The following is a 26,174-nucleotide window of genomic DNA, read 5'->3' on the forward strand; positions in this document are numbered from 1 at the left end:
ATGAACACACGGAAGAAGAAAAAAATGCTGTTGATCTGTACAGCGTGGCTATTGATTGTGTCCAATTTATTTTCAATAACGGCATTTGCCGGGCCTGCGCCGATTTATAATCAGAACGGTACAAGCTACAGCGGGACGATTGCTGCATCCCCGATTGGAGATACATTCGAAATGGAGGGATATAGCGACTGGCCTGCCGGCTTTACACAAAACAACGATTTTTCGAGCGGCATTTTTGATGGAGAGAGCATTTGGATGCTTCCTGGCAGAGCGGCAGGCTTGATTAAGATAGATAAGGATACTGGAGCGATGGCTGGCTACACAGCATGGCCTGACGGGTTTGTTAGAGGCAGCTCGAAGCCGGATTTCCTTAGCGGTGTCTTTGATGGCCAGAGCATCTGGATGATTCCTTATGGGGCGGATCGGGTGATCAAGGTGGATAAGGATACAGGGGTAATGACCGGTTATAATGACTGGCCAAGCGGCTTCACATTGCCAAGCACTGCGACAAATCCAAATCCTTTTTATACACCCATGGCGAACTTCTCTGGCGGTGTCTTTGACGGCCAGAACATCTGGATGGTTCCTTATGGGTCGAATTATGTCATTAAAATCAACAAGGATACAGGGGTAATGACCGGCTATAACGACTGGCCAAGCGATGTTCAACTTACAAGCCAGGGTGTGACAGTACCTAATGGCGGTTTCCTAGTCACTGGAAACTTTAACGGGGGCATCTTTGATGGCCAGAGCATTTGGATGGTTCCTGGCGGAGTAGATCGTATAGTCAAAATTGACAAAGATACCGGAGAGATGACGAGCTACAGCGATTGGCCAAGTGGCTATACGAAAGATTATATTAATCCTAGCGGCTTTTCCGGCGGTATTTTTGACGGTCAGAACATCTGGCTCACCCCTTTGGGAGCAGACAGAGTTATCAAGATTGATAAAGACACGGGAGTAATGACAGGGTATGACAATTGGCCAAGCAGCATAGCTAGTGGGAGCCAATATTTTACCGGTGTCTTTGACGGTCAGAATATTTGGATGCTGCCTAGAATATCTTCGGATCAGCTTGTAAAGATGGATAAAGACACGGGAGAAATGACGGCTTTCGACAATTGGCCGAGTACGACGACGATAGGCATGGGGCCTTTTTCCGGCGGCGTTTTTGATGGGCGGAGCATCTGGATGGTGCCTGGGACAGCTGATCAAGTGGTCAAGCTTGGAGGAGTGACGGTGCCCGTTACGGGAGTGACGGTGAGCCCGGCGACGCTGACGCTTACGGCTGGAGGCAACGCGGGTACGGTGACAGCGGTCGTATCGCCAAGCAATGCAACGAATAAGAAGGTAACGTGGACAAGCAGTGATCCATCGGTAGCGACAGTGGACGAGGATGGAGTGGTTACGCCGCTTACAGCGGGCACCGTGACCATTACGGCAACAACTGAAGATGGAGGCCAGATGGCAACAAGCTCGGTAACGATAAATGAAGCGGACGTGCTTGTGACGGGAGTAACGGTGAGTCCTGCGACGCTGACGCTTACGGCTGGAGGCAACGCGGGCACGGTGACAGCGGTCGTATCGCCAAGCAATGCAACGAATAAGAAGGTAACGTGGACGAGCAGTGATCCGTCGGTAGCGACAGTGGATGAGGATGGAGTGGTTACGCCGCTTACAGCGGGCACCGTAACGATAACCGGAACGACGGAAGACGGAGGCAAGACAGCAACGAGCACGGTGACGATAAATGAAACGGACGTGCTTGTGACGGGAGTAACGGTGAGTCCTGCGACGCTGACGCTGACGGCTGGAGGCAACGCGGGAACGGTGACGGCGGGCGTATCGCCAAGCAACGCGACGAATAAGAAGGTAACGTGGACGAGCAGTGATCCGTCGGTAGCGACGGTGGACGAGGACGGAGTGGTTACGCCGCTTACAGCAGGCACGGTAACGATAACTGGAACGACGGAAGACGGCGGCAAAACAGCAACGAGCATCGTTACGGTCAATGAGACGGACGTGGCGGTGACAGGAGTGACGGTGAGTCCAGCGGCGATTACCCTTACAGCTGGAGGCAGCCCAGGAACAGTGACAGCGGGTGTGTCGCCAAGCAATGCAACGAATAAGAAGGTAACGTGGACGAGCAGTGATCCGTCGGTAGCGACGGTGGACGAGGACGGAGTAGTTACGCCGCTTACAGCAGGCACGGTAACGATAACTGGAACGACGGAAGACGGCGGCAAAACAGCAACGAGCATCGTTACGGTCAATGAGACGGACGTGGCGGTGACAGGAGTGACGGTGAGCCCAGCGGCGATTACCCTTACAGCTGGAGGCAGCCCAGGAACAGTGACAGCGGGTGTGTCGCCAAGCAATGCAACGAATAAGAAGGTAACGTGGACGAGCAGCGATCCAACGGTAGCGACGGTGGACGAGGACGGAGTAGTTACGCCGCTTACAGCCGGAACGGTAACGATAACTGGAACGACGGAAGATGGCGGCAAGGCAGCAACGAGTACGGTGAGGGTGAATGCGTCTGGAGCCCCAGCGCCAACTGCACTGACTGGAGCTGCTGGCAATGGAACGGTGACGCTGAGCTGGACCGGGGCACCAGGAGCGGTTTCTTATAGTATATATGTGTCACCAATGGCTGGTAATTACGGGACTGTTCCAACTCCAATTGCAGTTGTAAGCAGCGAGAATTTTACCGTAACGGGACTGACTAATGGAACAACCTACTACTTTATCGTTACAGCGAATAATGAAGAAGGAACAGGCGGCTATTCCAATGAAGCGAGTGCGACGCCGAGAACAGGCTCACAAGGGTCGGGCGGTGATTCGTCCAGCGGCAGCAATGGCTCGTCTGGCTCGTCCGCTCCTTCTGCAAATGGAGGACAAGTGGCGCTTGAAGGTTTCCGAGTCATTGTGAATGGCAAGGAGTACGATCAGATTGCTACTGGAAACACAACAAAGCAGGATGGGAAAAGTACGCTGACAGCAACGGTGGATACGAACAAGCTGACAGCACAGCTCGCCAAGGAGGGCGGTAATTCGACCATCATTATTCCTGTTGAGGGCGTAAGCTCGGATAAAGTTTCCACAGTATTGACTGGGGATGCGGTGAAAGCGATGGAGAACAATCAGGCCATTCTGGAAGTTCGGACGGCTAACGGAAATTACAAGCTGCCTGCATCGGAAATTTCCATCGACAGCCTGTCCTCACAGCTTGGCGTTCAAGTGAAGCTGACGGATATCGTTGTGCGAGTGGATATCGCGAAGAGCAATGATGCAAGCATCGAGCTGGTTAAAAATACGGCGGGTAAAGACGGGTTCAGCGTAGTGCTGCCGCCAGTTGATTTTACAGTGACCGCCTCCTACAATGGAAAAACTGTAGTCGTAGACAAGTTCAGCTCGTATGTGCAACGGGAAATCCCGCTGCCAGCTGGAACAGACCTGAGCAAAATTACAACGGCAACCGTGCTTCTGGAGGACGGAACGGTCTATCATGTGCCGACATACGTAACACAGCATGATAAAAATTATTATGCAGTCGTCAGCAGTTTGACGAACAGCATATATACTTTGATCTGGAATCCTCTTACGTTCGCAGATGTGGAAGGACATTGGTCCAAAGATGCGGTAAACGATATGGGCTCGCGTATTATTGTGAAAGGCATCGACGATACGCACTATAATCCGAATGCCGCCATTACGCGCTCGGAGTTCTCGGCGATTATCGTTCGGGCGCTGGGACTTGCCGAAAACGGAAAAACAACGAGCTTCAATGATGTGTCGTCTGGCAGCTGGTACATGGGCGCAGTAGCTAAAGCACAGGAATACGGTATTATTAAAGGCTATGAAGACGGCGCATTCCGCCCGAACAAAACAATTACACGCCAAGAAGCGATGGTTATGCTTGAGAGGGCGATGAAGCTTACAGGCTTGAACACGGCTGTGAGCGAAGCTGAGGTGGCGTCTGCACTTGCTTCGTTTACAGATGGTACGGCTGTAGATGCTTGGGCGAAGCAGGCTGTAGCTGCGACAATAAACAGCGGCTTGGTTCAAGGCCGAGATGCTGGCTTGAAGCCGACAAGCAACATCACGAGAGCGGAAACGGCAGTTATTGTTCAGCGTATGCTGATCAAGGCAGAGCTTATTGACCTCGGAAATTCGAAGTAAACGAGATTCCAAGCACAAAAACCTTCAAGGCTGCATATTCGCGCAGCTTTGGAGGTTTTTGCGTATGAGGGTGGCTGGGATAACAGCTGCTGAGCGGTTTATTTTTGACAGGCAAGCTAGAAAATCGTTTATAGTAGATACATAGAGTTGACAACATGTTCAAACGTTCATGTAAGCGGGTTTTGATTATTAAAGTGTGGGGGCGAGTCATTTGCGTAAATTAGTATTTTTTCTAGGCGGGGCGGGAGCGGGCAAGACGACGCTGGCCAAGGCGCTCGCACGGCGCAAGGGGGCTGCGATTTTTGATATGGATACGCTGCTGCGTCCTGCTGCCGAAGCGATTATGACAGCATCGGGGCTTGATCCGAAGGATCGGGATTCGGAGCTGTATAAGGTGCGCTGCCGCGATCTCGGCTACCGGATTACGATGGATGCGGCATTGGAAAATGTAGCGATTGGTACCGACGCGCTCGTCATCGGCCCCTTCACGAAGGAAACGGCCGATCCGCTGTGGATCGAGCAGGAGCTGTCGGCTATCGGTGCAAGCCTGCGTGATGTAGCTGTGCGGGTGGTGCTCGTCTCCCTGCGGGATCAGGAGCTGCATCGCAGCCGGATACAGGAACGGGGTCTTGAGCTTGATGAATGGAAGCTAAGCAATTGGGAAGACTTCAGCCGTTCACTGGGGCCGCGCAAGCTGAACTGGCCGATTCCAGCCGCCTCGGTGCTTGATTTTGATAACTCAGGGGAGCTGAATGAGGAGAAGATGCTGCTGCTGGAGCACTTCGTATATGGTGATGATATCGCAGAAGGGGAGTGAGGCTGCATGTCCTTATATTTCAGAGAAAGCTTCCTCAATTCCGGCAGTACAAGCATTATGAATGAGGCGGGGCAGTCTGCGGGCTTGATTATTCCGAAAGGTGCGTTTGGCACTTCAGTGGAAGTTTATGACGCCAATGAAATGAAAATGTGCCAAGCGAAAATTCATTTTTTCTTGATGAAATGGGAAGTAAGCGACAGCTGCGGTGTTCTGCTCGGTGTACTGCGCCCAAGGATGAGCTTCATGAATAGACGATTCGAATATGATGCGGGCGGGCGTGGTTGTTATTTAATTGAGTCGCAAGCCTTTTCCAAGGAGTATATAATTATGAACCGCCGCGAGGAGCTGATTGCGAGCTTCGCTCAGACGAGCGGCTGGATGCAAAGCGGCGTTTATTGCATGTGGAATGAAACCCGCCTGCTGGGAGATTATGAGCTGATTGCGGTCATTGTGGGCGTAAATGAAATTAGAAAGCGCCAGAACAGCAGTAGTTAGCATTAATATGAACAGGCTGCCATGCCTTAACAATTGGCCTAAGTAAGCATGTGTGCTTGCCGCTTTATCCATGGAGGCGGATTCGGTTGATCCGCAGCTTTAGAGGGTGAAGCGAGGGAGAATATAAAAGCGGGAGCTGCTCTTGAAAAGAAGCGGCTCCCGCTATTTGCATAGCATTCGATCAGCAAACGTTAACCTGTCCTATTCAAAAGGCTTGACAAATAATTTAATAATGTCATAATGATAATATCAAAAGGAAAATTAATTGGTAACAGGAAGTGAAGTAATTGATCGAAAATGAATCTAATTATTCGGCGGAGCATTACCGAACGCCGGATGGAGCGCCAACGGACATCGTGATCTTTACGATTGTTTCAACCGAGCGCAGCAAGGTTAAGAAAGCATTGCCGCAGCATGAGCTGCAGGTGCTGCTGATCAAGCGTAACATTTGGCCCTTCGAGGGGCAATGGGCGCTGCCAGGCGGCTTTACATTGGAAACCGAGACGGTGCAGGAATGCGCCAGACGCGAGCTGCTGGAGGAAACGCAGGTTAGCGAGGTTCATCTCGAATATTTTAATGTATATAGTGGGCCCGGACGTGATCCGCGTGGCTGGATGATATCACATGCGTTTCTGGCACTCGTCGGTGAGCAGCAGCTTGCGAATCGGCAGGCGGCGGTCGATGCCTCGGAAGTACAGCTGTTCCCGGTAGCTGAGGCTTTGAAGCTCCAACTCGCCTTCGACCATCGGACTATGATCGAGGATGCGCTGCTCCAAATTCAACGGAAGATGCTGACGACGACGATTGCGAAAGCTTTTTTGCCGGATGAATTTACGATTGCCGAGCTGTATCAGGTCATTCAAGCGGTCGTGCCGGATTTTGCGGAGCAAAATTTTATTCGGAAAATTACATCGACGCAAAGCCGCAGCGGGATTATTGAGAAGGCTGTGGACGCGACGGGAGCGTTAAAGTCCTCCAATCAGTATTCGCAGCGACCGGCTCAGCTGTATCGGTTTACGGGGTTAGAGCCGCAGCTGTCGATTTATAGCTAGCAGCGAGGAGAGTGAATAAGATGATCAAGCTAAATGGCACGGAGCTGGTATTCAAGACTTTTCCCAACGGAGAAACGCTTGTGGATGGTGAGGCGATTACGGCGCTTATGGCCGAGCAGAATACGCTTGCATTTAAATATGAGAATGACAGCGACTTGATTAAGCTGATGTTCGTGAAGCAATATTTGGACAGTCGCAAGGTGCAGACGAGCTTGACGATTGCTTATATGCCTTACAGCCGGATGGACCGGATCGAGGGAAGCTCTGTTTTTACTTTGAAATATGTGAGTGACTTGATCAATGCCTTGGCATTTGAACAGGTTACGGTGCTGGAGCCGCACTCGGATGTGACGCTTGCGCTGCTTAACCATTGCTCAGCCAGGTATCCGACGATTGAGCTGCTGGAGCAAGTGGTTGAGGCAACGGGCTTTGACCGTGCGGCGGACTATTTATTTTTCCCCGATGCCGGGGCGCAGAAGCGCTATAGCAAAGTTCGTGGCTATAATGAGCTGGTTGGCTTTAAGGCGCGGAATTTTCAAACGGGCGAAATTGAACGGTTAGATGTAGTAGGCGAGGTTGCGAGAGAAGGCTTTAAGGCGATTATCGTCGATGATCTTTGCTCCTACGGGGGAACGTTTATGCGCAGTGCAGAGAAGCTCAAAGGCTTGGGCGCGGCGGAAATTTATTTGCTGGTAGGGCATTGTGAGCCTTCGATTCATAAGGGCAAGCTGCTCGAATCGCCGCTTATTGATAAAGTGTTTACAACCAATACGATGCTGAATGAAGCGGGACATGAGAAAATTCAACTTTTTGAATGGGGAGAGATTTAAAATGACGACGAAGACAGCTTACCCAGCGACACTGCTATGTGATTTTTATAAAATCAGCCACAAAAACCAGTATCCGAAAGGGACGGAGCTTGTCTACTCGACCTGGACCGCCCGCACTAGCCGACTGGAAGGCGTCGAGGAAGTGGTCGCCTTTGGTTTTCAAGCCTTCATTAAGGAATATTTGATCGACTATTTCAATGAGCATTTTTTTGCAAGAACGAAGGAAGAGGTTGTGGAGGAGTATAGCCGCGTGCTGAAATTTGCCCTCGGTGACGCTAATCCAGATGCCTCGCACATCGCTGCGCTGCATGAGCTCGGCTACTTGCCGATTCGCATTAAGGCGGTGGAGGAGGGCTTAATCGTTCCGGTTAAGGTACCGATGCTGACGATTGAAAATACGCATCCCGATTTTTTCTGGGTGACCAATTATTTGGAGACGCTCATGTCGTGCCAGCTGTGGATGCCGACGACGAGCGCGACGATTGCTTTTGAATACCGCAAAATTTTGGAGCAATACGCATTGCTGACGAATGGCGATACGTCGGGCGTGCCTTTTCAGGGGCATGATTTTTCGATGCGGGGCATGAGCTCGCTGGAAGCGGCGAAGGGCAGCGGCGCGGGGCATTTGCTGTTGTTTACGGGAACGGATACGGTTCCGGCGATTTTGTATCTCGAGCAATTTTATGGCGCGGATATGGAAAAAGAGCTGGTGGGCACCTCGATTCCAGCGACCGAGCACAGCGTCATGTGCGCCCATGGCACTGATGAGATGGCTTCGTACCGTTATCTAATCAATGAGGTATACCCGAAAGGCTTCGTCTCGATTGTCTCGGATACGTGGGATCTATGGAGCGTGCTCGATGTGGTGGTCAGAGAGCTGAAGGAGGATATTCTCGCCCGCGACGGCAAGGTTGTTATTCGTCCAGACAGTGGCGACCCGGTCAAAATCATTTGCGGTGATCCCGATTCGCAGCATCCGCTGGCACGGAAGGGCGTTATTGAAATTTTGTGGGATATTTTCGGCGGCAGCGTGACCGAGAAGGGCTATAAGCAGCTCGACAGCCACATTGGCGCGATATATGGAGATGCGATTACGATTAGCCGCTGCCGTGAAATTTGCGAGAAGCTGGCGGAGAAGGGCTTTGCTTCGACAAATATGGTATTTGGCATCGGCTCGTTTACGTACCAATACAATACGCGCGATACGTTCGGCTTTGCGCTGAAATCGACGTTTACGATCATTAACGGCGAGGAACGCAAAATTTTCAAAGACCCGGCAACCGATATCGGCAAAGTGAAAAAATCGCAGACCGGACTCGTGCTTGTAACCGAGCAGGACGGCGTGCTGACACTGACGGACGATTTGAGCGTTCAAGAGTATGAGGCAAGAAAGCAGGAGGACGTGCTAAAGACGATTTTTGAAAATGGCAAGCTGGTACGTGAGCAGAAGCTGGCAGGCGTGCGGGCGAATTTGCTGGGAAGCTTGTAGGAACGGTGACGGATCGAGCAAGCGGTGGTCATACACATTTGTGATAGTTAATTTTTTTGAAAAGTGGAATATTAATGCCTCGCATCTAAATTAGACGCGGGGCTTTTTGACGTCAGTAATGAGGGGGTAGATGATTGATGAATAATTGCTCATATGTTAAGGTGAGGTGAGATTACTTCTCTTAGATGGGAAATAGAAGCTTTCGTGTGAAGCGCTGCAATTATTATGAATTATACGGGGGGCATAGTCAAAGTGAAAAAGAAAAATGCGAAATCAAGGACATTAGTTTGGTATACCTTAGTCATTGTCGTTGTGTTTATTGCGCTGTTCGCCATTAATGAGATTTCCAAAAGCCGGACAGGCATCGAGCAGGAAACAGCAGTAGCTCCGCCTATATCAAGTCAGCCTACATTGGGGGATAAAGCCGCCAAGGTGTCTATCGTAGAGTTCGGAGACTACAAGTGCCCGTCCTGCAAGGCATGGGGCTCCCAGATTTGGCCGCAATTGAAAAAGGATTATGTCGATACGAAGCAAGCCTCGTTCTCGTATGTGAATGTTTTATTTCATGGGGCAGAATCTGCTTTAGGCGCTTTGGCTGGAGAAGCGGTGCTCGAATCGAACCCGGATGATTTCTGGCATTTCCATGAAGCCTTGTTTGCGGAGCAGCCGGATGCAGACCATGATGGACTTTGGATTACGGTAGAGAAGCTGATGCAGGTGGCGGAGGGGGCTGTTCCAGGGCTGGATAAAGACCAGTTCAAGGCTCTGCTGAGCTCGGAGGAAGTGCAGGGACGCGTCGATCAGGATCAGCAGCTCGTGAAGGATTTTAATATTTTGCAGACGCCTACCATTATGATTAACAATAAGAGAATAGGGAATCCGTTCGATTACGAGGCCATCCGAGCTGTCATTGAACAGGAGCTGAGCGAGGCGGAATAAAGCATAGTGCTTGAAAGCCAAATTTACCTAATGGAAAACCAGACAGCCCGAATTCTCTTAATTCATTACGAAGTAAAGCCTCGTGAGTCCTTGTTTCTCATTAGCACTTGTTTTCATACTTGAGGTAGTGGTAAAATCAAATAAGAACACTTGTTCTTTTTTGATGGATAGAGGGATTAGGTGTGGGTGAAATCGTTGAAAAAGAGCTATTTTCGATGATTAGACTATTAGAATAGGGCAAGCGAATCCCGTTTGTTTCATTAAGGAGCTGACGTATACATGATCCAATTGACAAACCGTCAGGCACGGCAATTTCTGTTACTGAAGCACGGGCTGTTGGGTGAACATCAATTTACCGGAAAGCAGGGCGTATTGGATTTTGTGCGTCAGGTGAGCTGTATTCAATTTGATCCCATTGATGTTTGTGGAAAAAACGCCGAATTGGTGCTTCAGTCGCGCATCAAACCATTTTCCAAGGATATACTCGACGAGCTGCTGTATAAAGATAGATTACTGATTGATTATCCGGATAAAAATCTGGCTATTATCCCTGTTGAGGACTGGCCGTATTTTGAACGGTACAGACATGCTGCCCGGCAGCATGCCAAGCACTATCCCGAAATGGAAGCGTTGACAGAGCAAGTACGAGTTTATATGCAAAAGCACGGTGCGCTAAGTTCGAACGATTTAAAATTGGATGGGAATTTCTCTTGGCAATCGGTGATCCACTGGAGCAGCGGAAACAATGTATCGCGGTCGGTGCTGGAGCAGATGTATTCGACAGGAGAATTGATTATCCATCATAAAAAAGGAACACGCAAGTATTACGATCTCGCGCAGAAGTACATACAGCCAAGCTTGCTGAATGCGCCAGAGCCGATAGAAGGCGAGCTTGAGCATCATAAGTGGCGGGTACTGCGTCGCATCGGCGCTGTTGGACTTTTATGGAACCGAGCTTCTGATGCTTGGCTGAACATATGGGGATTGAAATCGGAGCAGCGCAACGAGGTTTTCCGACAACTGTTGCAGGAAGCCCGCATTATAGCTGTTGTCGTGGAACAGATGAAGGATATACTGTACTGCCGTGCGGAGGACTTGACGCTTATTGAAGCCGTCCTGCAAAATCCGACACCGAAATGGCGCTGCGAGCTGATTGCCCCACTAGATAATTTCATATGGGACAGAAAACTGATCAACGAATTGTTTGGATTTGATTACACATGGGAAATTTACACGCCAGCAATCAAACGGAAATTCGGTTATTATGTGTTGCCTATATTATACGGAGAAAGTCTCATCGGACGAGCTGAGATAATCGCAGAGCGAAAATCCGGGACGCTCGTTGTTAAAAACATTTGGTATGAGAACGGCATAAAGCCAACAAAGCAATTGCGAGCAGCCTTAAAGCAGTGCTTTCAAAATTTTGCAGTATTCAACGGCTGCGAGACGATTTCGGCAGAGTCTATGAGCTAATATTTTCAGAATCAGGCAATACCCCGAATGCTTTCTATGCGTCCGAGCGAGCTAAACATGGAAGGTCTTGTTAGAAACTTGTATCCGAGGTGCCAAGGTCTTCATTTCTTTACCAGCTGTCCAGTCAGGTGCGGACTCCCGTTCATCGTCTATCTGTTGATTTGTGTTCTTTGATTTAAATATACGTAGCTGACATTTGAAATGTTTTGGCGGAAATAGTAAAGAGGGGCAGAGGGGCCTAGAGGGGCCTTTGCCCCTCTATTTATTTATGTCTTACTGTTCAATCATTCAGAGCGTAAGATGCCTAAGTGCCAGACGGCTTCGAATGTTTCCTATATCAAAACTTCATGCCTTGCTAACCTTTCGACAAGGATTGCGACGATGAAGGCGTACTAACCTATGACGCAAATTTTGGGTTTCATTTCACACACCCCATACGGAGTGCGACCGCTGTTGATCAGCGTTGGCTCAAGCAACTTGAGTTTCAATCCACGCACCCCATACGGAGTGCGACCATCGCCAAAAAGTGCGAAGCGTGGCGCCAGCGTGTTTCAATCCACGCACTCCATACGGAGTGCGACATGGCCGCGACGGTATCCCCGCCTTGATTATTGAGTTTCAATCCACGCACTCCATACGGAGTGCGACGCGTCCATCGTTCAATATGGTTTGCAGGGCTGGCGTTTCAATCCACGCACTCCATACGGAGTGCGACTACCACTCGCAGCGACACGCGCTGAACACGATGCAGTTTCAATCCACGCACCCCATACGGAGTGCGACCCTGACCGCGTTCATTCGTTGTACAAGAGTGCCGAGTTTCAATCCACACACCCCATATGGAGTGCGACGTAAAGCTCTTTCGCTCGCGGTCGGATGCTTTCCCCGTTTCAATCCACGCACTCCATACGGAGTGCGACTGCATGGCGTATCTTCTGGGGGATTGCAGGCTGGGTGTTTCAATCCACGCACTCCATACGGAGTGCGACAATATTGACTGCGTTGCTGCGGTCGCAATTTCGGTTTCAATCCACGCACTCCATACGGAGTGCGACAAGGAGCGATTTCTATGCTTCAGGTATTGGATAAGTTTCAATCTACGCACTCCATACGGAGTGCGACCAAGGAAAACCTCCGACTAATAAATCATGATCCGGTTTCAATCCACGCACTCCATACGGAGTGCGACAAGATGACGATATTTGGGACGAATCAAACTGGCCGTTTCAATCCACGCACTCCATACGGAGTGCGACCGATATACAGCAGCATCCAGCCAGCCAGCGAAGATTGTTTCACTCCACGCACTCCATACGGAGTGCGACCAATACAACAGGCGTTCGTGCAGCAGTAGTAATTGTTTCAATCCACGCACTCCATACGGAGTGCGACCTATTGGGTTAGAAGAAAAATTGCGAGATAAAGGTTTCAATCCACGCACTCCATACGGAGTGCGACGCTATCGCTGCACTTATTTTGCTTCCGCTTGAGGGTTTCAATCCACGCACTCCATACGGAGTGCGACTTGATCCCCGCTTAATGACAAAAACGCGTTTCTGAGTTTCAATCCACGCACTCCATACGGAGTGCGACAAATCATCGGGACGCCATCATATTGATTAACTGTGTTTCAATCCACGCACTCCATACGGAGTGCGACCTCCGCAATATGGACAATTAATTGCTTCTGTATGTTTCAATCCACGCACTCCATACGGAGTGCGACCGTCCAAGGTACCTTCTACGTAGGCGTGAACATATGTTTCAATCCACGCACTCCATACGGAGTGCGACTTTACTTCTTGCTGCAGGCGAGAAAAACACATCGTTTCAATCCACGCACTCCATACGGAGTGCGACGCAGCATTAGCAGCATCAGACCACTGCGAATACGTGTTTCAATCCACGCACTCCATACGGAGTGCGACGGCAGGTGGACTTGATTTAGTTACGCTGGTTGTTGTTTCAATCCACGCACTCCATACGGAGTGCGACAGCAAAAACAGTATTAATTAATCCCATCATGGCATGAATTGGCGCTATTTTCAACGAAATAATATCGAAAAAAGATAAGAGTAAGCTTGACTTTTTGCGGAGTTGCTCATTTTCGTCAAGGTTCGACAAAAACTGAGGTGCGAATCCCCCAGGGATTTCATGGGAGCTTCACATTCGCACCATAAAAGCAGAGAAATTTCTTACCTACGCACGTTATCGTATCCGTAAAAATAATCACAAAAATATTTTTTGAAAACTACTTACAAAATTAAAGTAGATATATTATAATTACAAATATAGAAGCAAGCTTTTAAGCCACTTTACATAAAATGATTTTTCAGAGGGAGCGTTTGAACATGGGAGAACTTAAAACGATTATCGAAAAACGTCGTTCGGCCGTGAATTTTGTGGAAAATGTAGCGATTTCGGAGGAGGAGCTTCAGCAGCTTTTTTCATTAAACCGCTTCGTTCCTTCCGCCTTTAATTTGCAGCACAGCCACTACATCGTGGCGACATCCGAGGAAAGCAAAGAAAAAATCTATGCGGCTTCCAAGCAATATAAAGTAAAAAATGCCTCAGCAGCCATTATTGTGCTTGGCGATACGAAAGCGCATCTGAATGTGGGCGAACTGAACGCAGGCATGCTCGCGCTGGGTATGATGAGCAAGCTCGATTACGATCAGGAAAATGAAAACGTGATCCAGTTTTACGAATCGCGTGGCGAGCTGTTCCAGCGGGACGATGCGATTCGCAATGCGAGCCTGTCAGCGATGCAGCTTATGCTGATCGCGAAGGATATGGGCTGGGACACATGCCCAATGATCGGTTTTGACGCGGATAAGTTGCAGGAGCTGTTCGAAATCCCCGAGCGTTATGTGCCGGTTATGCTGATAACGCTGGGCAAAAGCGATCCAAATAAAGAACGCCCGCGCGGCTACCGCAAGCCCGTTAATCAATATGTGAATATGAATGCTTTTCATTCCCCTGATGCTCACTGAAATCATTAAATGATAGCCATTCCTATCCATACGAAAAAGCTGCCTCCTTCTAAGGATGCGGCTTTTTTGCGTGTTACGTGCCGTTGCAATAGGGTGGTATGCAAAACGCAGCCTGCAATTAGCCCAGTGTCCAAAGAAAATAAACGACTAGACTGCCGCCACTTTGTTGAACTAACGTTCTCCGTCAATTTCAAACAGTTCGCTCTACAGAATACAGGAAAAATTCCATATCTATATTTCTAAAATTCTTCGTATCCTTATCAATAATATTCATACCGTTTCGAACAGCAACTTTTTGCGAGGCTATATTTGTGTCCCTAATAATAGAATAAACGCTATTTGCATTAAGAACTGAGAAAGCGTATTCCTTGCAAGCAATTGCCGCTTCTGTTGCGTAACCTTTGTGCCAATACGCTTTTTGAAACAAAAATCCTATTTCCAAAATTTCTTGTTCTCTCCAGCCTTGCATGGTCAAGCCGCATTGACCAATCATTTCGTTTGTTTCTTTTAATACAACTGCCCAAAGTCCAAAACCATATTCTTCATATCTTTTGAGATGTCTATTAAGCCAATTTTGTGCTTCTTCTAAGTTAAATGCACTTTCATAAGCAGCACGCATAACTTCCTCATCACACAATATGCCGCACAATGCATCGTAATCGGACTGCACCATTTCTCTAATTATAAGACGTTTTGTTTCTATCATAAATTTCGCACCTTTCTAGTGTATCAATAGCCTTAATAGCCTTTCAAAAAATGCCTATCCTGCCCGTTAGCTTAACCAACGAGCACCATTTTACGGTCTATTACTTTAATTTCTGAGTCTACAACTTTATTTTCTTCTAACATCCAGACCTCACAGTTCGTGAAGCTCACGCTTTTTTCGGGGACTGAGGCTCCGCTATTCCGGCTTTTGGACCGATTTTAGGTGGTAAGCGGACAGGAAAGACGCTATCCCCCTCATTATCCCGAAAAAATGGACATTTACAGGGTAATAGCGACTTCTGGGTCCGCAGCCATTGCCTAAACCCGTGTTTCTACTAAAATAACGCCCGCTGTGTCCACCAAAACGCACCTGACGCACTAGCGCACCTGACGCACTAACGCATCTGACGCACTAGCGCACCTGACGCATTTGCGCTTCTGACGCCCCTGGCGATCTAGCGATCCCGCCACTCTAGCGCATCCGCTGGTTTTAGCTTTGGGTCTATGTTTGGACGTGCGGCTGCTTCGTATAATACAGGCGGAACACCAGGTCCTGATTATGGTTGCCGAAGCCGGAGCCGAACAGCGTGACACCGCCGATATGCTCGGCATTTTCCTCAACGGCGATGCGGAAGGTCCATTGGTTGCTGCGAATATCAATATCGTCAATCGTCACCTCGGACAGCTTGATGCCATCCATGAAGGTGCCTTCCTTCTTCACGATCAAATGCTTGAGCAGCCCATGCTGATTAACGCTTTCGAACCACCACGGCGGATTGAGCTTGCCTTTGCCGCCAAAGTCCCCGGGACTCGTCCACATGCCCACCTTTATGCCGTTGAAAAAGAAGCTGATGTCCGAAGGCCAATTGTTGTTCGTAAAAGGGGCCTCCGAGGAAATTTCCATCGAAATTTCGAGCTGCTCCGGGTTTTCGCTCCCCAGCATGTAGTTTGGCATCTTGTATTCGATATACCCTTGCCCAAACCACAAAATCTTCGCATTCAGCCGCTCGGGATCAAGGAAATGTCTGGGATCGTCGAATATGCCAATGATGGAGTCACGCGTACAAATGCCGCAGGTTGGCGAAATGTCCAAATCGGTAAAATGGCCAATCGAAATATCGGTCCGGCGCACCTCACGCGGAATGACATCCTTGATCGGGAACATGATCTCCAAATTATCAATGCTGAGCGAGCAAACCTTCTGGGCCGCTCCACCTTTGCCGGGTGTCATTTCCGAGTGAATGATGTTTGCTTTCTCCAGCTTCTTGACGTGCATCGTCATAATGGCGCTGCTAAGTCCGAGCGCCTCGGCAAGCTCGCGGATATTCATTGATTTTTGCGACAGCAGGTGAATGATTTGGATGCGGACGTTGCTGGACATAGCCTCGAATACAGGCAAATATTGTTCGGAAAGTTCTATTTTCAACGTGGCGTCCTCCGGATATTGAAATATTAATAAATATGTGAATAACACTGATTGACACCAATGATACATGATTTGCTTTAAACAGACAAGGAAACGCCTTTGAACAGGCATAATCAGGTTGACAGTCACATAAAACTGTTGATATATTAACATCGAAGAAAGTAAATAATACATTTATGAATAATTAATAAAGGGGTTTTGATTGTGCTGAAGCAGCAGATTCAAGTTGAGCAACCTTTCGTCAATCCTATTATACCGCAGCGTGCGGACCCATGGGTATATCTCCATTCCGACGGCTACTACTATTTCACAGGGTCCGTTCCTGAATACGACCGTATTGAGCTTAGAAGAGCGCGCACGATCCAGCAGCTGGGGGAAGCAGAGCCTGTTATCGTCTGGAGAAAATATGCAGAAGGGCCGATGAGCGCGAACATTTGGGCGCCGGAGCTGCACTTTGTTCAGGGCAAATGGTACATCTACTTCGCGGCGGCTCGGACGACGGAGACGGTAGAAGGATTGTTCGACCATCGCATGTTCGTATTGGAAAATGAATCCGCTAATCCGCTCGAAGGGCATTGGGTGGAAAAAGGGCAGCTTATTGCCAATTGGGAGTCGTTTGCTCTGGATGCGACAAGCTTCGAGCATAAGGGGACTCAATATCTCGTGTGGGCGCAGAAGGATTTGGCACTAGCAGGCAACTCCAACTTGTACATAGCGGCAATGAGCAACCCATGGACGATGAGCGGCAAGCAGATTATGATTGCCCAGCCCGAATACGAATGGGAGAAAATCGGCTTTTACGTCAACGAAGGAGCAGCAGTGCTGAAGCGTGGCGGCACGATATTTATTAGTTATTCGGCGAGCGCGACGAATCATCATTATTGCATTGGACTTCTGAGCGCTTCGGAGGACAGTGATTTGCTTGATCCAGCTTCATGGAGCAAGGAGCCGGAGCCTGTATTTGCAACGAGCGAGGAAAATGGACAATATGGCCCTGGCCACAACAGCTTCACGGTATCGCCGGATGGCAAGCAGGATATTTTAATTTACCATGCCCGCAATTATAAAGAGATTACAGGTGATCCGCTTTATGATCCGAACCGCCACACAAGAGCGCAAGTATTTGGCTGGACGGCGGATGGCAAACCTAGCTTTGGCGTTCCGGTGCGAGACGGCAAGTAAGGAGAAGAGCTACGCAGAGCTTAGCTATGCAAGTAAGTTCCAGAAATCTAACAAATATAGTTGACAATGTAAGCGCTTTGAATTATTATTTTTAATAATAAAAACATTAATAATTAATAAAATTATTATCAATGTTTGTTAGGCGATATGCAATCATACGGCGTCATACGACGGTTGAAGGGGCAATTGGCTTGAAATCAGATGTGTAGCGTAAGCCAGTACTTATACCAGCATGATGCACGTCAACTTTTTTGAAATATGTATGCGGTTTCAATTTGAGGAGGAGGGCTTGAGGATGAAAAAAAGTTTACTTGCAGCAATGGCAGCGACGCTTGTGATAGGGGGAGTTGTTGCAGGATGCAGCAGTAATTCGCCAACAGACGGAAGCTCCGAGGCTGGGCAGGGAGGCACGAAGCAAATTAGCTTCATGTTCCGCGGCGGACCAGAGGAGCAGAAAGCATACGAAGCAACGGTCAAAAAATTTGAAGCGGATCATCCTGACGTTAAGGTGAAGATTATTACGACGACGGGGGATCAGTACGCGACGAAGCTTAAGGCGGCTATTACAGGGAAAAGCGTGCCGGATGTGTTTTATTTTGAGCCGGGTGATTTAAGAGCTTATGTAAATGCGGGAGTGCTCAAGGATATTAGCGAATATGTGAAGGATGTCGACTTCGATAACCTATGGAAGCGCGGCGTCGATATTTACCGCTATGATGGCAATAACGTAGGCCAGGGCAGCATATATGGTTTGCCGAAGGACGTCGGCCCGTTTGCGCTAGGCTACAACAAAGATATGTTCACAGCGGCTGGAATCCCGTTGCCTGATAAGGAAAAGCCGTACACCTGGGACGAATTCATTAAGGTCAATCAGCAATTGGTGAAGGATACGAATGGCGACGGCAAAATCGACCAGTATGGAACGGGCTTTAATGTCAACTGGGCGCTGCAAGCCTTCGTCTGGAGCAATGGCGCGGACTGGCTGGATGCAACGAATACGAAGGTGACGATTGACGATCCGAAGTTTGCGGAGGCGCTGCAATATTTTGCCGATATGCAAAATGTACATAAAATCACGCCTTCCATTGAGGATGCGGCGACGCTTGATACGTATCAGCGCTGGATGAAGGGCGAGCTCGCTTTTTTCCCGGTAGGCCCTTGGGATCTTGCGACGTATGAGACGCTTCCTTTCGATTACGATTTGATCCCTTACCCCGCTGGCTCGACAGGCAAATCGGCAACCTTCCTTGGCTCGCTTGGCATCGGCGTATCCAGCAGCTCGAAGAACCCGGAAGAAGCAGCGGAGCTCGTAACGTATTTGACCGCATCGCCGGAAGGCATGCAGCAGCTCGTCGATGCGAAGGTGCAAATTCCGAATTTGATTGATATGGCGGAAAAATGGGCGGCCGACACGACTACGAAGCCTGCTAATAAAGCAGAATTCCTGCGTATCGTCGAGGATTACGGCAAGCCGATTCCTAATACGTTGACATACAACTCGGAATGGTATCAGTTATTTTTCACCGACATTCAGCCTGTGCTTGATGGCAAGCTGACAGCAGCGGATTATGTAAAGGCGGAACAGCCTAAGATGCAGAAGCTGCTTGATAAAGCGATTGAGCAGGAGGCAAAATCCAAGAAATAAGCGAAGGCGTAAAGCTAATCTCAGTACCGGAAGGAGGGAGGGCGAGCGGACGGACGGACGGATGGCTGGGGCGAAGCAAGGCTGTTTGTCTCCAGCAGAAGGCGGCCGCCTTGCCGCCTAGCTGCCTAGCTGCCTAGTCGCCTAGCTGCAATGCCGTCAGGTGTGCCTGCTTCTCCGCCACCGGCCATTATGAGGGGTGAAACATGAAAGCAAGATCGCATCTTTACCGAAAGGAAAGCTATTACGGGTATTTATTCGTGCTGGCGCCTGTTGTTGGCTATCTCTTGTTTACGCTGTACCCGCTGCTTTACACCCTATATGGCTCATTCACCGATTGGGACGGGCTCGGGCAGATGACGTTTATCGGTCTGGACAATTTTAAGGATATTGTCGCGGATGAGCTTTTTTATAAGGCGAGCTTTAATACGATATTTATGATGATTGGCATTCCGATTGAAATTACATTGGCGCTGCTGCTGGCGATGGGGCTGAACCGAAAAATGTTCGGTACGACGACGTTCCGGGTCATCTATTATGTGCCGGTGATTTCCTCACTCGCGGCTGTATCCATTTTGTGGCAGTGGGCTTATAACGGTGACTACGGACTAGTGAATCAGTTTCTGGCGCTGTTTGGCTTTGAGGGCCCGAATTGGCTCACGGATAAATACACGGTAAAGCCTGCACTTATTCTAATGATGATTTGGAAAAATATCGGCTACTCCATGCTGCTTTATTTGGCTGCGCTGCAAAGCGTGCCGAAGGATTATTATGAAGCGGCGGCGCTGGACGGAGCGAATAGCTGGAAAATTTTCTGGAACATTACGTTTCCGATGGTGAAGCCTGTCACGTTTTTTATCGTCGTCACGAAAATGATCGGGGGAGCGCAAATTTTTACTGAGGTTAACATTATGACGCCAACGGGCGGGCCGGAATACAGCTCCGCAACGGTCGTTTTCTACGTATGGAAGAAAGCGTTCGAGAACCTGCAGATGGGCTATGCTTCGGGGATGGCGATGCTGCTGGGATTATTTATCTTCATTATTACACTCGTGCAGTTCCGCTTGAATGAACGTTCCTCGAAGGATATGGAATAAACCTGCCTGCAGGAAAGGAGTGAAGCCTGACTTATGCTATCTTTAAAAAGATTTAAGCCTACCGATTTGCTCGCTTTTATCGTCATCAGTATCGGCGGCGTATTCATGATTGCCCCGCTGCTGTGGACGCTGTCGACCTCCTTCAAGTCGAAGGCGGAGGTTTTTGCGCTGCCTCCGGTATGGATACCGGAAACGTTCCATTTTGAGAAGTATATTGAAATATGGGAGAAGGGTCCGCTGCTCAGCGGCATCCAGAACAGCCTGATCATTACGGTGTGCGTGACGATTATCGGCACCTTCACCTCCAGTCTGGCGGCGTTCGCCTTTGCCAAGCTGCGGTTTCCTTTCAAAAATATGATTTTTCTGCTGCTGCTTTCCGCCCTCATGATTCCTTACCCGGCGGTTATGATACCGCAGTTTATTTTATTCTCCGAATTTGGCTGGGTCGATACGCTGAAGCCGCTAATCGTGCCTGGTTTATTCGGCAATATAATGATGATTTTTTTTCTGCGTCAGTATTTGACGAGCGTGCCTAGCGCTATTATTGAAGCGGCGAAAGTGGATGGAAGCTCGTACTTCGGCATTTTTTCCAAAATCATTTTCCCGCTTATCCGCCCAGCTGTGGCGGCGCAGCTCATTTTATGGTTTATGGCGGTATGGAATGATTATTTGGCGCCCATTATTTATTTGAATTCGCCAGAGAAGCAGACGCTTCAGCTCGTTATTGCGAATTTTAACGCGACGTATGCGATTCAGACCGACTATGCGCTTATTATGGCGGCCTCGTTCGTTGCGCTGCTGCCGATGCTTATTATTTTTCTCGTGTTCCAGAAGCAAATTATTGAATCGGTTGCCATTTCTGGCGTGAAAGGATAGAGGCGCCTATGAAACGATATTTGTTAACGATTACGGCAGTTGCAGCAGTATGGCTGTCTGGCTGCTCCGGCGAGGCAATAAAATATCCGCAGGCGCCGCCTAGCTACCCGATGTACGATACCTCGTCAATCGACAATGAGCAGGGCTGGAATATAAGCAATGTGCATGATCCTTCTATTATTAAGGAGGGGGATACGTATTATATTTTCTCGACGGATGTTAAGGTTGGCGGGACGGCAAAGCCGGGACTCATGGTCAGAAAATCGAAGGACTTAATAAGCTGGGAATGGGTAGGCTATGCGCTCGATGGTGTCCCAGCGCAAGCAGAGGCTTGGACGGGAGCAACAGGGATGTGGGCGCCAGAGGTTGCGAAGCTGGGCGAGCGCTTCTACTTGTATTATTCCGCGTCAACCTTCGGCTCGAATCGCTCGTTTATTGGTGTGGCAACAAGCGATTCGCTCGAAGGACCGTGGACAGACGAAGGAGAGGTTATAAAGACAGGATCAGGTGATGAACCGAATGCCATTGACCCCAACATCGTAAAGGATGCCGATGGCAAGCCTTGGTTTGTGTATGGTTCTTTTTTCGGGGGAATTTATGTATCTCCGCTTGATCCGGCTACGGGCAAGCTTGAGGAGCAGGGCTTCGGGACGAAAATTGCAGCTCGTGCCGCCTTGGAATCGGGTGCCGTGGAAGGTCCTTATATGATTTATAATGCGGAGCAGAAGCAATATTATTTGTTCGTTTCCTACGATTCGCTCAGTCAGGATTATAATGTGCGAGTAGGACGCTCGTCGTCGATAACAGGGCCTTTTCTGGATTCTCTCGGACGGGATCTGCTCGATACTGCCTATGATCCGACCTTCGATGTCGGCAATAAGCTGATGGGCGGCTATCGGTTCGCGGAAGGAGAGGGCTGGATCGCACCTGGCCATAACTCGATTTTACAGGATGGCGACAGCGATTATATCGTTCATCATGCTCGTCCTGAGAAGGATTCGAACTGGATGTATCTGCATGTACGCAAGCTGCTTTGGACTGGGGACGGCTGGCCGGTAGTATCGCCGGAGCGTTTCGCGGGGGAACAGGTACAGACGCTGCCTAAGGCTGCGCTGGTGGGAGCATGGGAGCGCATTGTACACGAGAAATATATAGACGGGCCGATTGATTCGGATAGGCTAGAGCTGAGAAAAGACGGAAAGATTGGCGCCAAAGACGCAAAAGATGCAGTCGACTATTGGGAGTTTGACGGCGAGCATACGCTGCGCTTGTACTTTCAAGAAGAGGATCAGACGGAGGCGGCGGTCGAGACGGTGCTGGTACTGCCAGCATGGGACTGGGAGCTGAACGAGCCTACGCTCGTATTTACCGGCATGAACGACAAAGGGCTTGCTGTCTGGGGCAAAAGGATCAAATAGCTAAAATACCTCTATAAAATTGGATAGCGGCACCCTAATAATAGGTGCCGCTGTTTGTGTATCGTATATTTAACCGGGCCTTCTGCAACAAGATGGCCGTTATATCCCTTGTTAATTGTGCAAGACAGCATAATCTTGCTTCGTAACCTAACTCCAAAACAACGGAAGCCCTACCTCTCTTCCATCCTTGCGGCTCCTAGACCGCGCCAGTGTGAATCAAAGCTCGTACAGCACGAACGTGAGAATTCAGAAATAACAGAAAAGAAAATCCAGAAAAGAAGATTAAAATCTGTGGAAAACATTGAATCTCTAGGAGGGATATTTGGGGGTTAAATATAACACATCAAAGTTCATTATAGCCCATGCAAGGAAGAATAGCAAGGGCAGATGAAAAAAACCTGAGCATGTATGAGTTTTGCCCATCTGGATATTCTATTGTTGGTAAAGATGGATGATCCATCTTCTAACAGGTGCAAGAGCATATCAATGCAGGAGGCGGAATCTTATATGCAAGATTGGTTGGAAATTACGCTGCGAACGTTGTCCTCGGTCGTCATATTATTTGGCATGACGAAGCTGCTGGGCAAGCGCCAAATCTCGCAGCTGTCGTTATTTGAGTATATTACCGGCATTACGATGGGCAATATCGCCTCTTATGTTTCGCTTGATCTCGATAATGACTGGTATTTGGGTATTGTGGCTTTATCGGTGTGGGTGATTGTGTCTGTAGGCTTTGAGTTCGCGACGATGAAAAGCAAAAAGCTGCGCAACTTTATAGATGGACAAGGAACGGTGCTTATTAAAAAAGGAAAGCTGCTGGAGAGAAATTTAACCAAGGAGCGTATGACTCTGGACGAGCTGCTTGAGCAGCTGCGCAAAAAGGATGTTTATCAAGTAGCGGATGTGGAGTTTGCCATCATGGAGCAGAGCGGCGAGATCAATGTGCTGCTGAAGAAGGAGCAGCAACCGCTCACCGCCGAAATGCTAGGCATTCAGGTTCCGGAGCAGGCAGAAGCTAAAACCATTATAATGGATGGAAAAGTACTCGTACAGGCGCTGCGCGAGGCAGGCCTTGATGAAAATTGGCTGAACAAAAAGCTGCGTGAGCAGCAAGTAAAAGTAAAGGACATTTTTTTGGGCCAGGTGGACGATCAGGGAGGTCTCATGCTTCAGACGGGCAATAAAATAATTGAGCCGACAAAGCCTAAAAATCCCAAAACGCAGCTTCTTCAGATCATGAAGCAATTTGAGGCTCAACTACAGCTTCAAGATCAGCTGTTTCTTGATGAGAAGGACAGGTCCGACTATCAAAGTGCGATAAACAAGCTGCAAGCGCTAATTAATAAAAAATAGGCGGGCGGCTAATGACGCAGAGTCATCAATGCGGTAAAATCGTCTGTTCAAAGCAGACAATCTACTTTAACATATACGGAGGTGAATATATAACGTTAAGGGGAGAGCTATGAGACAGGTTATACTTTTGCGCGCATACAATTACTTTTATTTCTCGCTGTTTGCCTTATTTCTCTCCTTTCTGCCCATCTATTTGGCTGAACGCAATATCAGCGCGACAAATATTGGATTCATGCTGGGGCTGGGCAGCCTCATAGGCGTCGTATCTCAGCCGCTCTGGGGCATGATTAGCGACCGATATAAAGTAGTCAAAAAGGTTTTGCTGCTGCTAATTGCGATATCCGTCGTAATCGGCGGTATGCTCTTTCGCTCAACAGAGCTGGTGCCGTTGTTTGTAGGAATTAGCCTGATGTATTTTTTCTTCATGCCGACCGACCCTCTCGTTGAAAGCTTCAATTATCGCGTGTCCCGTCAATACAAGGTCAATTTTGGCTCGATTCGGATGTATGGCGCGCTTGGTTTTGCGATGGCATCTTCCATCATTGGCTATGCGGGTAAGCACTATGGCATTGGCAGCTTGGCGATATTGTTTCTGGCTTATGGGGTCATTACCTTGCTGCTGTGCAGTCTGCTTGCAGAAGTGCCGGCAGCCTCCAAGCCGATTGCGGCTAAGGATATCGGCTTGTTTCTCAGAAGCAGGCAGACGCTATGCTTTCTCGGGCTCGTGCTGTTTCTCGCTGTGCCGCACCGGATGAATGATAATTATATCGGCCTCTACATCAAAAGCTTAGGCGGTGATGTAGAGCTGGTCGGGCAAGCCTGGACCGTAATGACGATTATTGAGGTTGTCTTTTTTGCCATAAGCCATTATTTTATTAAACCGGGTAAAGAGCTGGCCGTTATCGCTGCTGCGGCTAGTTTTTATGCGCTGCGCTTTGCGCTGTCTGCTGTCGTCACCGATCCTGCCGGGCTCATGTGGCTGCAGCTGCTGCAAGGCGTCTCCTTTGTGCTTTTTTATGCGGCTTCGATTCAATATTTGTATGCGATTATTCCTGAGGAATGGAAGGCAACGGGGCAGACGGTGCTGGCGGTATTGCTGTTTGGAGTATCCAGCATCGTATCGGCAACCTTCGGGGGATGGTTCATGGATCAGTACGGCGGGGCGAAGCTTTACGGGACGATGGCGCTCTGGTCGCTTGCTGCCATGCTGCTATGTCTGTTCATTAGGCGGAAACAGAAGAAAGGGGACCTTGCTTAACGGTCCCCTCTCTTCATTGTTGCGTTGCATCAGCATATATAATAGAAGAGTTTTTTTGATTCATAACGATAAGGCAAGACTTTATGGTATTTTTCTGGATTGAATCGGCTTTGGCATTTGCTTGCCGCCGATAAATTGATGTTTCACCAAAGTATTAAAAGCATCGACATGCGGCGTCAGCGGTCGTCCGCCCCAAGACTCCACCGCATAATCATTCATTTGGTTCACAAAATCCATATTGGCGGATATGTGCACCTCCTGCACCATGGGAGCGAGCTCGCGAATACGCTTGGCGATCGTCTGTTTAAGCTCTGGCGACAGCTCATTGTGGTCGTTGACTGAGAAATACGACTGATAGGGCTTGACGAGCAGACGATTGTCCTCAAGCGGGCTGACACGGCTTGTGTTGTAGGCATCCTCCGGCTTCCCGCCGTTCAGTTGCTCCCGATTGCCGCCAGCGCCTCTTGTGCCAACAGCGGTCCAATCAAGCACAATACCGACATAAGCGTTTTTGTCTGTCAGTATGACGTTCGCCGAGGCAACGCCATTTAAAGCCGTCACCTTTTTCGAGAGGGTATTGCTGTATTCAAAAAAAGCATTGTCATGCTGATGCGGATTGCTTGTCGTCGTGCCATACATTTTGCTGCCCAGCATTTTTGGATCGCCGGCTTGTCTGCTGCCATAATCGTAGTCGCTGTTTTGTACCCGCTGCTCGTAGTTGCAGGCAGTAGTTGAGCAAACGAGAAGTGCGGCGCATAATAACGCATGAAGCATTCGATTTTTAGGCATTGGGATAACCTCCATTCCTGCTGTAATAAGAATAGGGTTTGTAGGGAACGATTAAATATACACAGGAAAAGCTATACAGATTTGACTTTGTGAACGGAAAGCCCGTGATTCTCGAAAAAAGCGCTTTAAAATAACGAATTTGACAGCTTTGCGAACAA

The 26,174-nt window shown here is 48.9% G+C and carries 19 protein-coding genes and 1 CRISPR repeat array; of the genes, 16 read left to right on the top strand and 3 right to left on the bottom strand.

Translation table 11 applies throughout. The annotated features are described in order from the left end of the window. From V5J77_RS05170 to V5J77_RS05210, 9 genes are all read left to right on the top strand, one after another. The gene (locus V5J77_RS05170; protein WP_338554723.1) at window positions 1–4,182 is read left to right on the top strand and encodes an Ig-like domain-containing protein; all 4,182 of its coding nucleotides are present in this window, start codon (window positions 1–3) and stop codon (window positions 4,180–4,182) included. Window positions 4,183–4,393: 211 nt separating this feature from the next. Beyond that, window positions 4,394–4,999: an AAA family ATPase gene (locus V5J77_RS05175; protein ID WP_338554724.1), complete on the top strand. Its 606-nt coding sequence runs from the start codon at window positions 4,394–4,396 to the stop codon at window positions 4,997–4,999. Between the two features lie 6 nt (window positions 5,000–5,005). Beyond that, a complete protein-coding gene (locus V5J77_RS05180; RefSeq protein WP_338554725.1) occupies window positions 5,006–5,494 on the top strand; it encodes a hypothetical protein in 489 nt (162 codons plus the stop codon). A 287-nt stretch (window positions 5,495–5,781) separates the two neighbouring features. Continuing rightward, window positions 5,782–6,546: an NUDIX domain-containing protein gene (locus V5J77_RS05185; protein ID WP_338554726.1), complete on the top strand. Its 765-nt coding sequence runs from the start codon at window positions 5,782–5,784 to the stop codon at window positions 6,544–6,546. A gap of 20 nt (window positions 6,547–6,566) precedes the next feature. Beyond that, a complete protein-coding gene (locus V5J77_RS05190; protein WP_338554727.1) occupies window positions 6,567–7,376 on the top strand; it encodes a ribose-phosphate pyrophosphokinase in 810 nt (269 codons plus the stop codon). Between the two features lies 1 nt (window position 7,377). Then, window positions 7,378–8,865, top strand: coding sequence for a nicotinate phosphoribosyltransferase (locus tag V5J77_RS05195; RefSeq protein WP_338554728.1), 1,488 nt, complete (start codon window positions 7,378–7,380; stop codon window positions 8,863–8,865). A gap of 252 nt (window positions 8,866–9,117) precedes the next feature. Further along, window positions 9,118–9,804, top strand: a complete 687-nt coding sequence (locus V5J77_RS05200; protein WP_338554729.1) for a DsbA family protein — start codon at window positions 9,118–9,120, stop codon at window positions 9,802–9,804. 279 nt (window positions 9,805–10,083) lie between these two features. Beyond that, complete coding sequence (locus V5J77_RS05205; protein ID WP_338554730.1) at window positions 10,084–11,277, top strand: crosslink repair DNA glycosylase YcaQ family protein; 1,194 nt, start codon at window positions 10,084–10,086, stop codon at window positions 11,275–11,277. 415 nt (window positions 11,278–11,692) lie between these two features. Continuing rightward, window positions 11,693–13,272: direct repeats of the CRISPR family, unit length 33 nt; unit sequence GTTTCAATCCACGCACTCCATACGGAGTGCGAC. Between the two features lie 356 nt (window positions 13,273–13,628). After that, window positions 13,629–14,270 carry a nitroreductase family protein gene (locus V5J77_RS05210; RefSeq protein WP_338554731.1) on the top strand — a complete coding sequence of 214 codons (642 nt, stop codon included), beginning with the start codon at window positions 13,629–13,631 and terminating at the stop codon, window positions 14,268–14,270. A gap of 190 nt (window positions 14,271–14,460) precedes the next feature. On the opposite strand, the gene V5J77_RS05215 is transcribed toward V5J77_RS05210, so the two are convergent. Continuing rightward, the gene (locus V5J77_RS05215; protein ID WP_338554733.1) at window positions 14,461–14,976 is read right to left on the bottom strand and encodes a GNAT family N-acetyltransferase; all 516 of its coding nucleotides are present in this window, start codon (window positions 14,974–14,976) and stop codon (window positions 14,461–14,463) included. 501 nt (window positions 14,977–15,477) lie between these two features. Continuing rightward, window positions 15,478–16,401 (bottom strand): ArsR family transcriptional regulator, encoded by a 924-nt coding sequence (locus tag V5J77_RS05220; protein WP_338554734.1) that lies wholly within the window; start codon window positions 16,399–16,401, stop codon window positions 15,478–15,480. A 204-nt stretch (window positions 16,402–16,605) separates the two neighbouring features. Between V5J77_RS05220 and V5J77_RS05225 the strand changes: the two genes are divergently transcribed. The 7 genes from V5J77_RS05225 to V5J77_RS05255 all read left to right on the top strand — a co-directional run bounded on the left by V5J77_RS05225 (window position 16,606) and on the right by V5J77_RS05255 (window position 25,227). Then, the gene (locus tag V5J77_RS05225; RefSeq protein ID WP_338554735.1) at window positions 16,606–17,583 is read left to right on the top strand and encodes a family 43 glycosylhydrolase; all 978 of its coding nucleotides are present in this window, start codon (window positions 16,606–16,608) and stop codon (window positions 17,581–17,583) included. A gap of 295 nt (window positions 17,584–17,878) precedes the next feature. Then, window positions 17,879–19,228 (top strand): sugar ABC transporter substrate-binding protein, encoded by a 1,350-nt coding sequence (locus V5J77_RS05230; RefSeq protein WP_338554736.1) that lies wholly within the window; start codon window positions 17,879–17,881, stop codon window positions 19,226–19,228. Between the two features lie 203 nt (window positions 19,229–19,431). Next, window positions 19,432–20,322, top strand: coding sequence for a sugar ABC transporter permease (locus tag V5J77_RS05235; protein ID WP_338554737.1), 891 nt, complete (start codon window positions 19,432–19,434; stop codon window positions 20,320–20,322). A gap of 33 nt (window positions 20,323–20,355) precedes the next feature. Further along, entirely contained in the window at window positions 20,356–21,198 is an 843-nt protein-coding gene (locus V5J77_RS05240) for a carbohydrate ABC transporter permease (protein ID WP_338554738.1), read from the top strand. 110 nt (window positions 21,199–21,308) lie between these two features. Further along, the gene (locus V5J77_RS05245) at window positions 21,309–22,616 is read left to right on the top strand and encodes an arabinan endo-1,5-alpha-L-arabinosidase (RefSeq protein WP_338556563.1); all 1,308 of its coding nucleotides are present in this window, start codon (window positions 21,309–21,311) and stop codon (window positions 22,614–22,616) included. Between the two features lie 507 nt (window positions 22,617–23,123). Next, window positions 23,124–23,969, top strand: a complete 846-nt coding sequence (locus V5J77_RS05250; protein ID WP_338554739.1) for a DUF421 domain-containing protein — start codon at window positions 23,124–23,126, stop codon at window positions 23,967–23,969. A 109-nt stretch (window positions 23,970–24,078) separates the two neighbouring features. Further along, window positions 24,079–25,227 carry an MFS transporter gene (locus V5J77_RS05255; protein WP_338554740.1) on the top strand — a complete coding sequence of 383 codons (1,149 nt, stop codon included), beginning with the start codon at window positions 24,079–24,081 and terminating at the stop codon, window positions 25,225–25,227. Window positions 25,228–25,308: 81 nt separating this feature from the next. Here V5J77_RS05255 and V5J77_RS05260 read toward each other — a convergent pair whose 3' ends face one another. Next, window positions 25,309–26,016 carry a YhcN/YlaJ family sporulation lipoprotein gene (locus V5J77_RS05260; protein WP_338554741.1) on the bottom strand — a complete coding sequence of 236 codons (708 nt, stop codon included), beginning with the start codon at window positions 26,014–26,016 and terminating at the stop codon, window positions 25,309–25,311. Window positions 26,017–26,174: the final 158 nt, after the last annotated feature.

Source organism: Paenibacillus sp. KS-LC4, from assembly GCF_036894955.1.
Lineage (GTDB): Bacteria > Bacillota > Bacilli > Paenibacillales > Paenibacillaceae > Pristimantibacillus.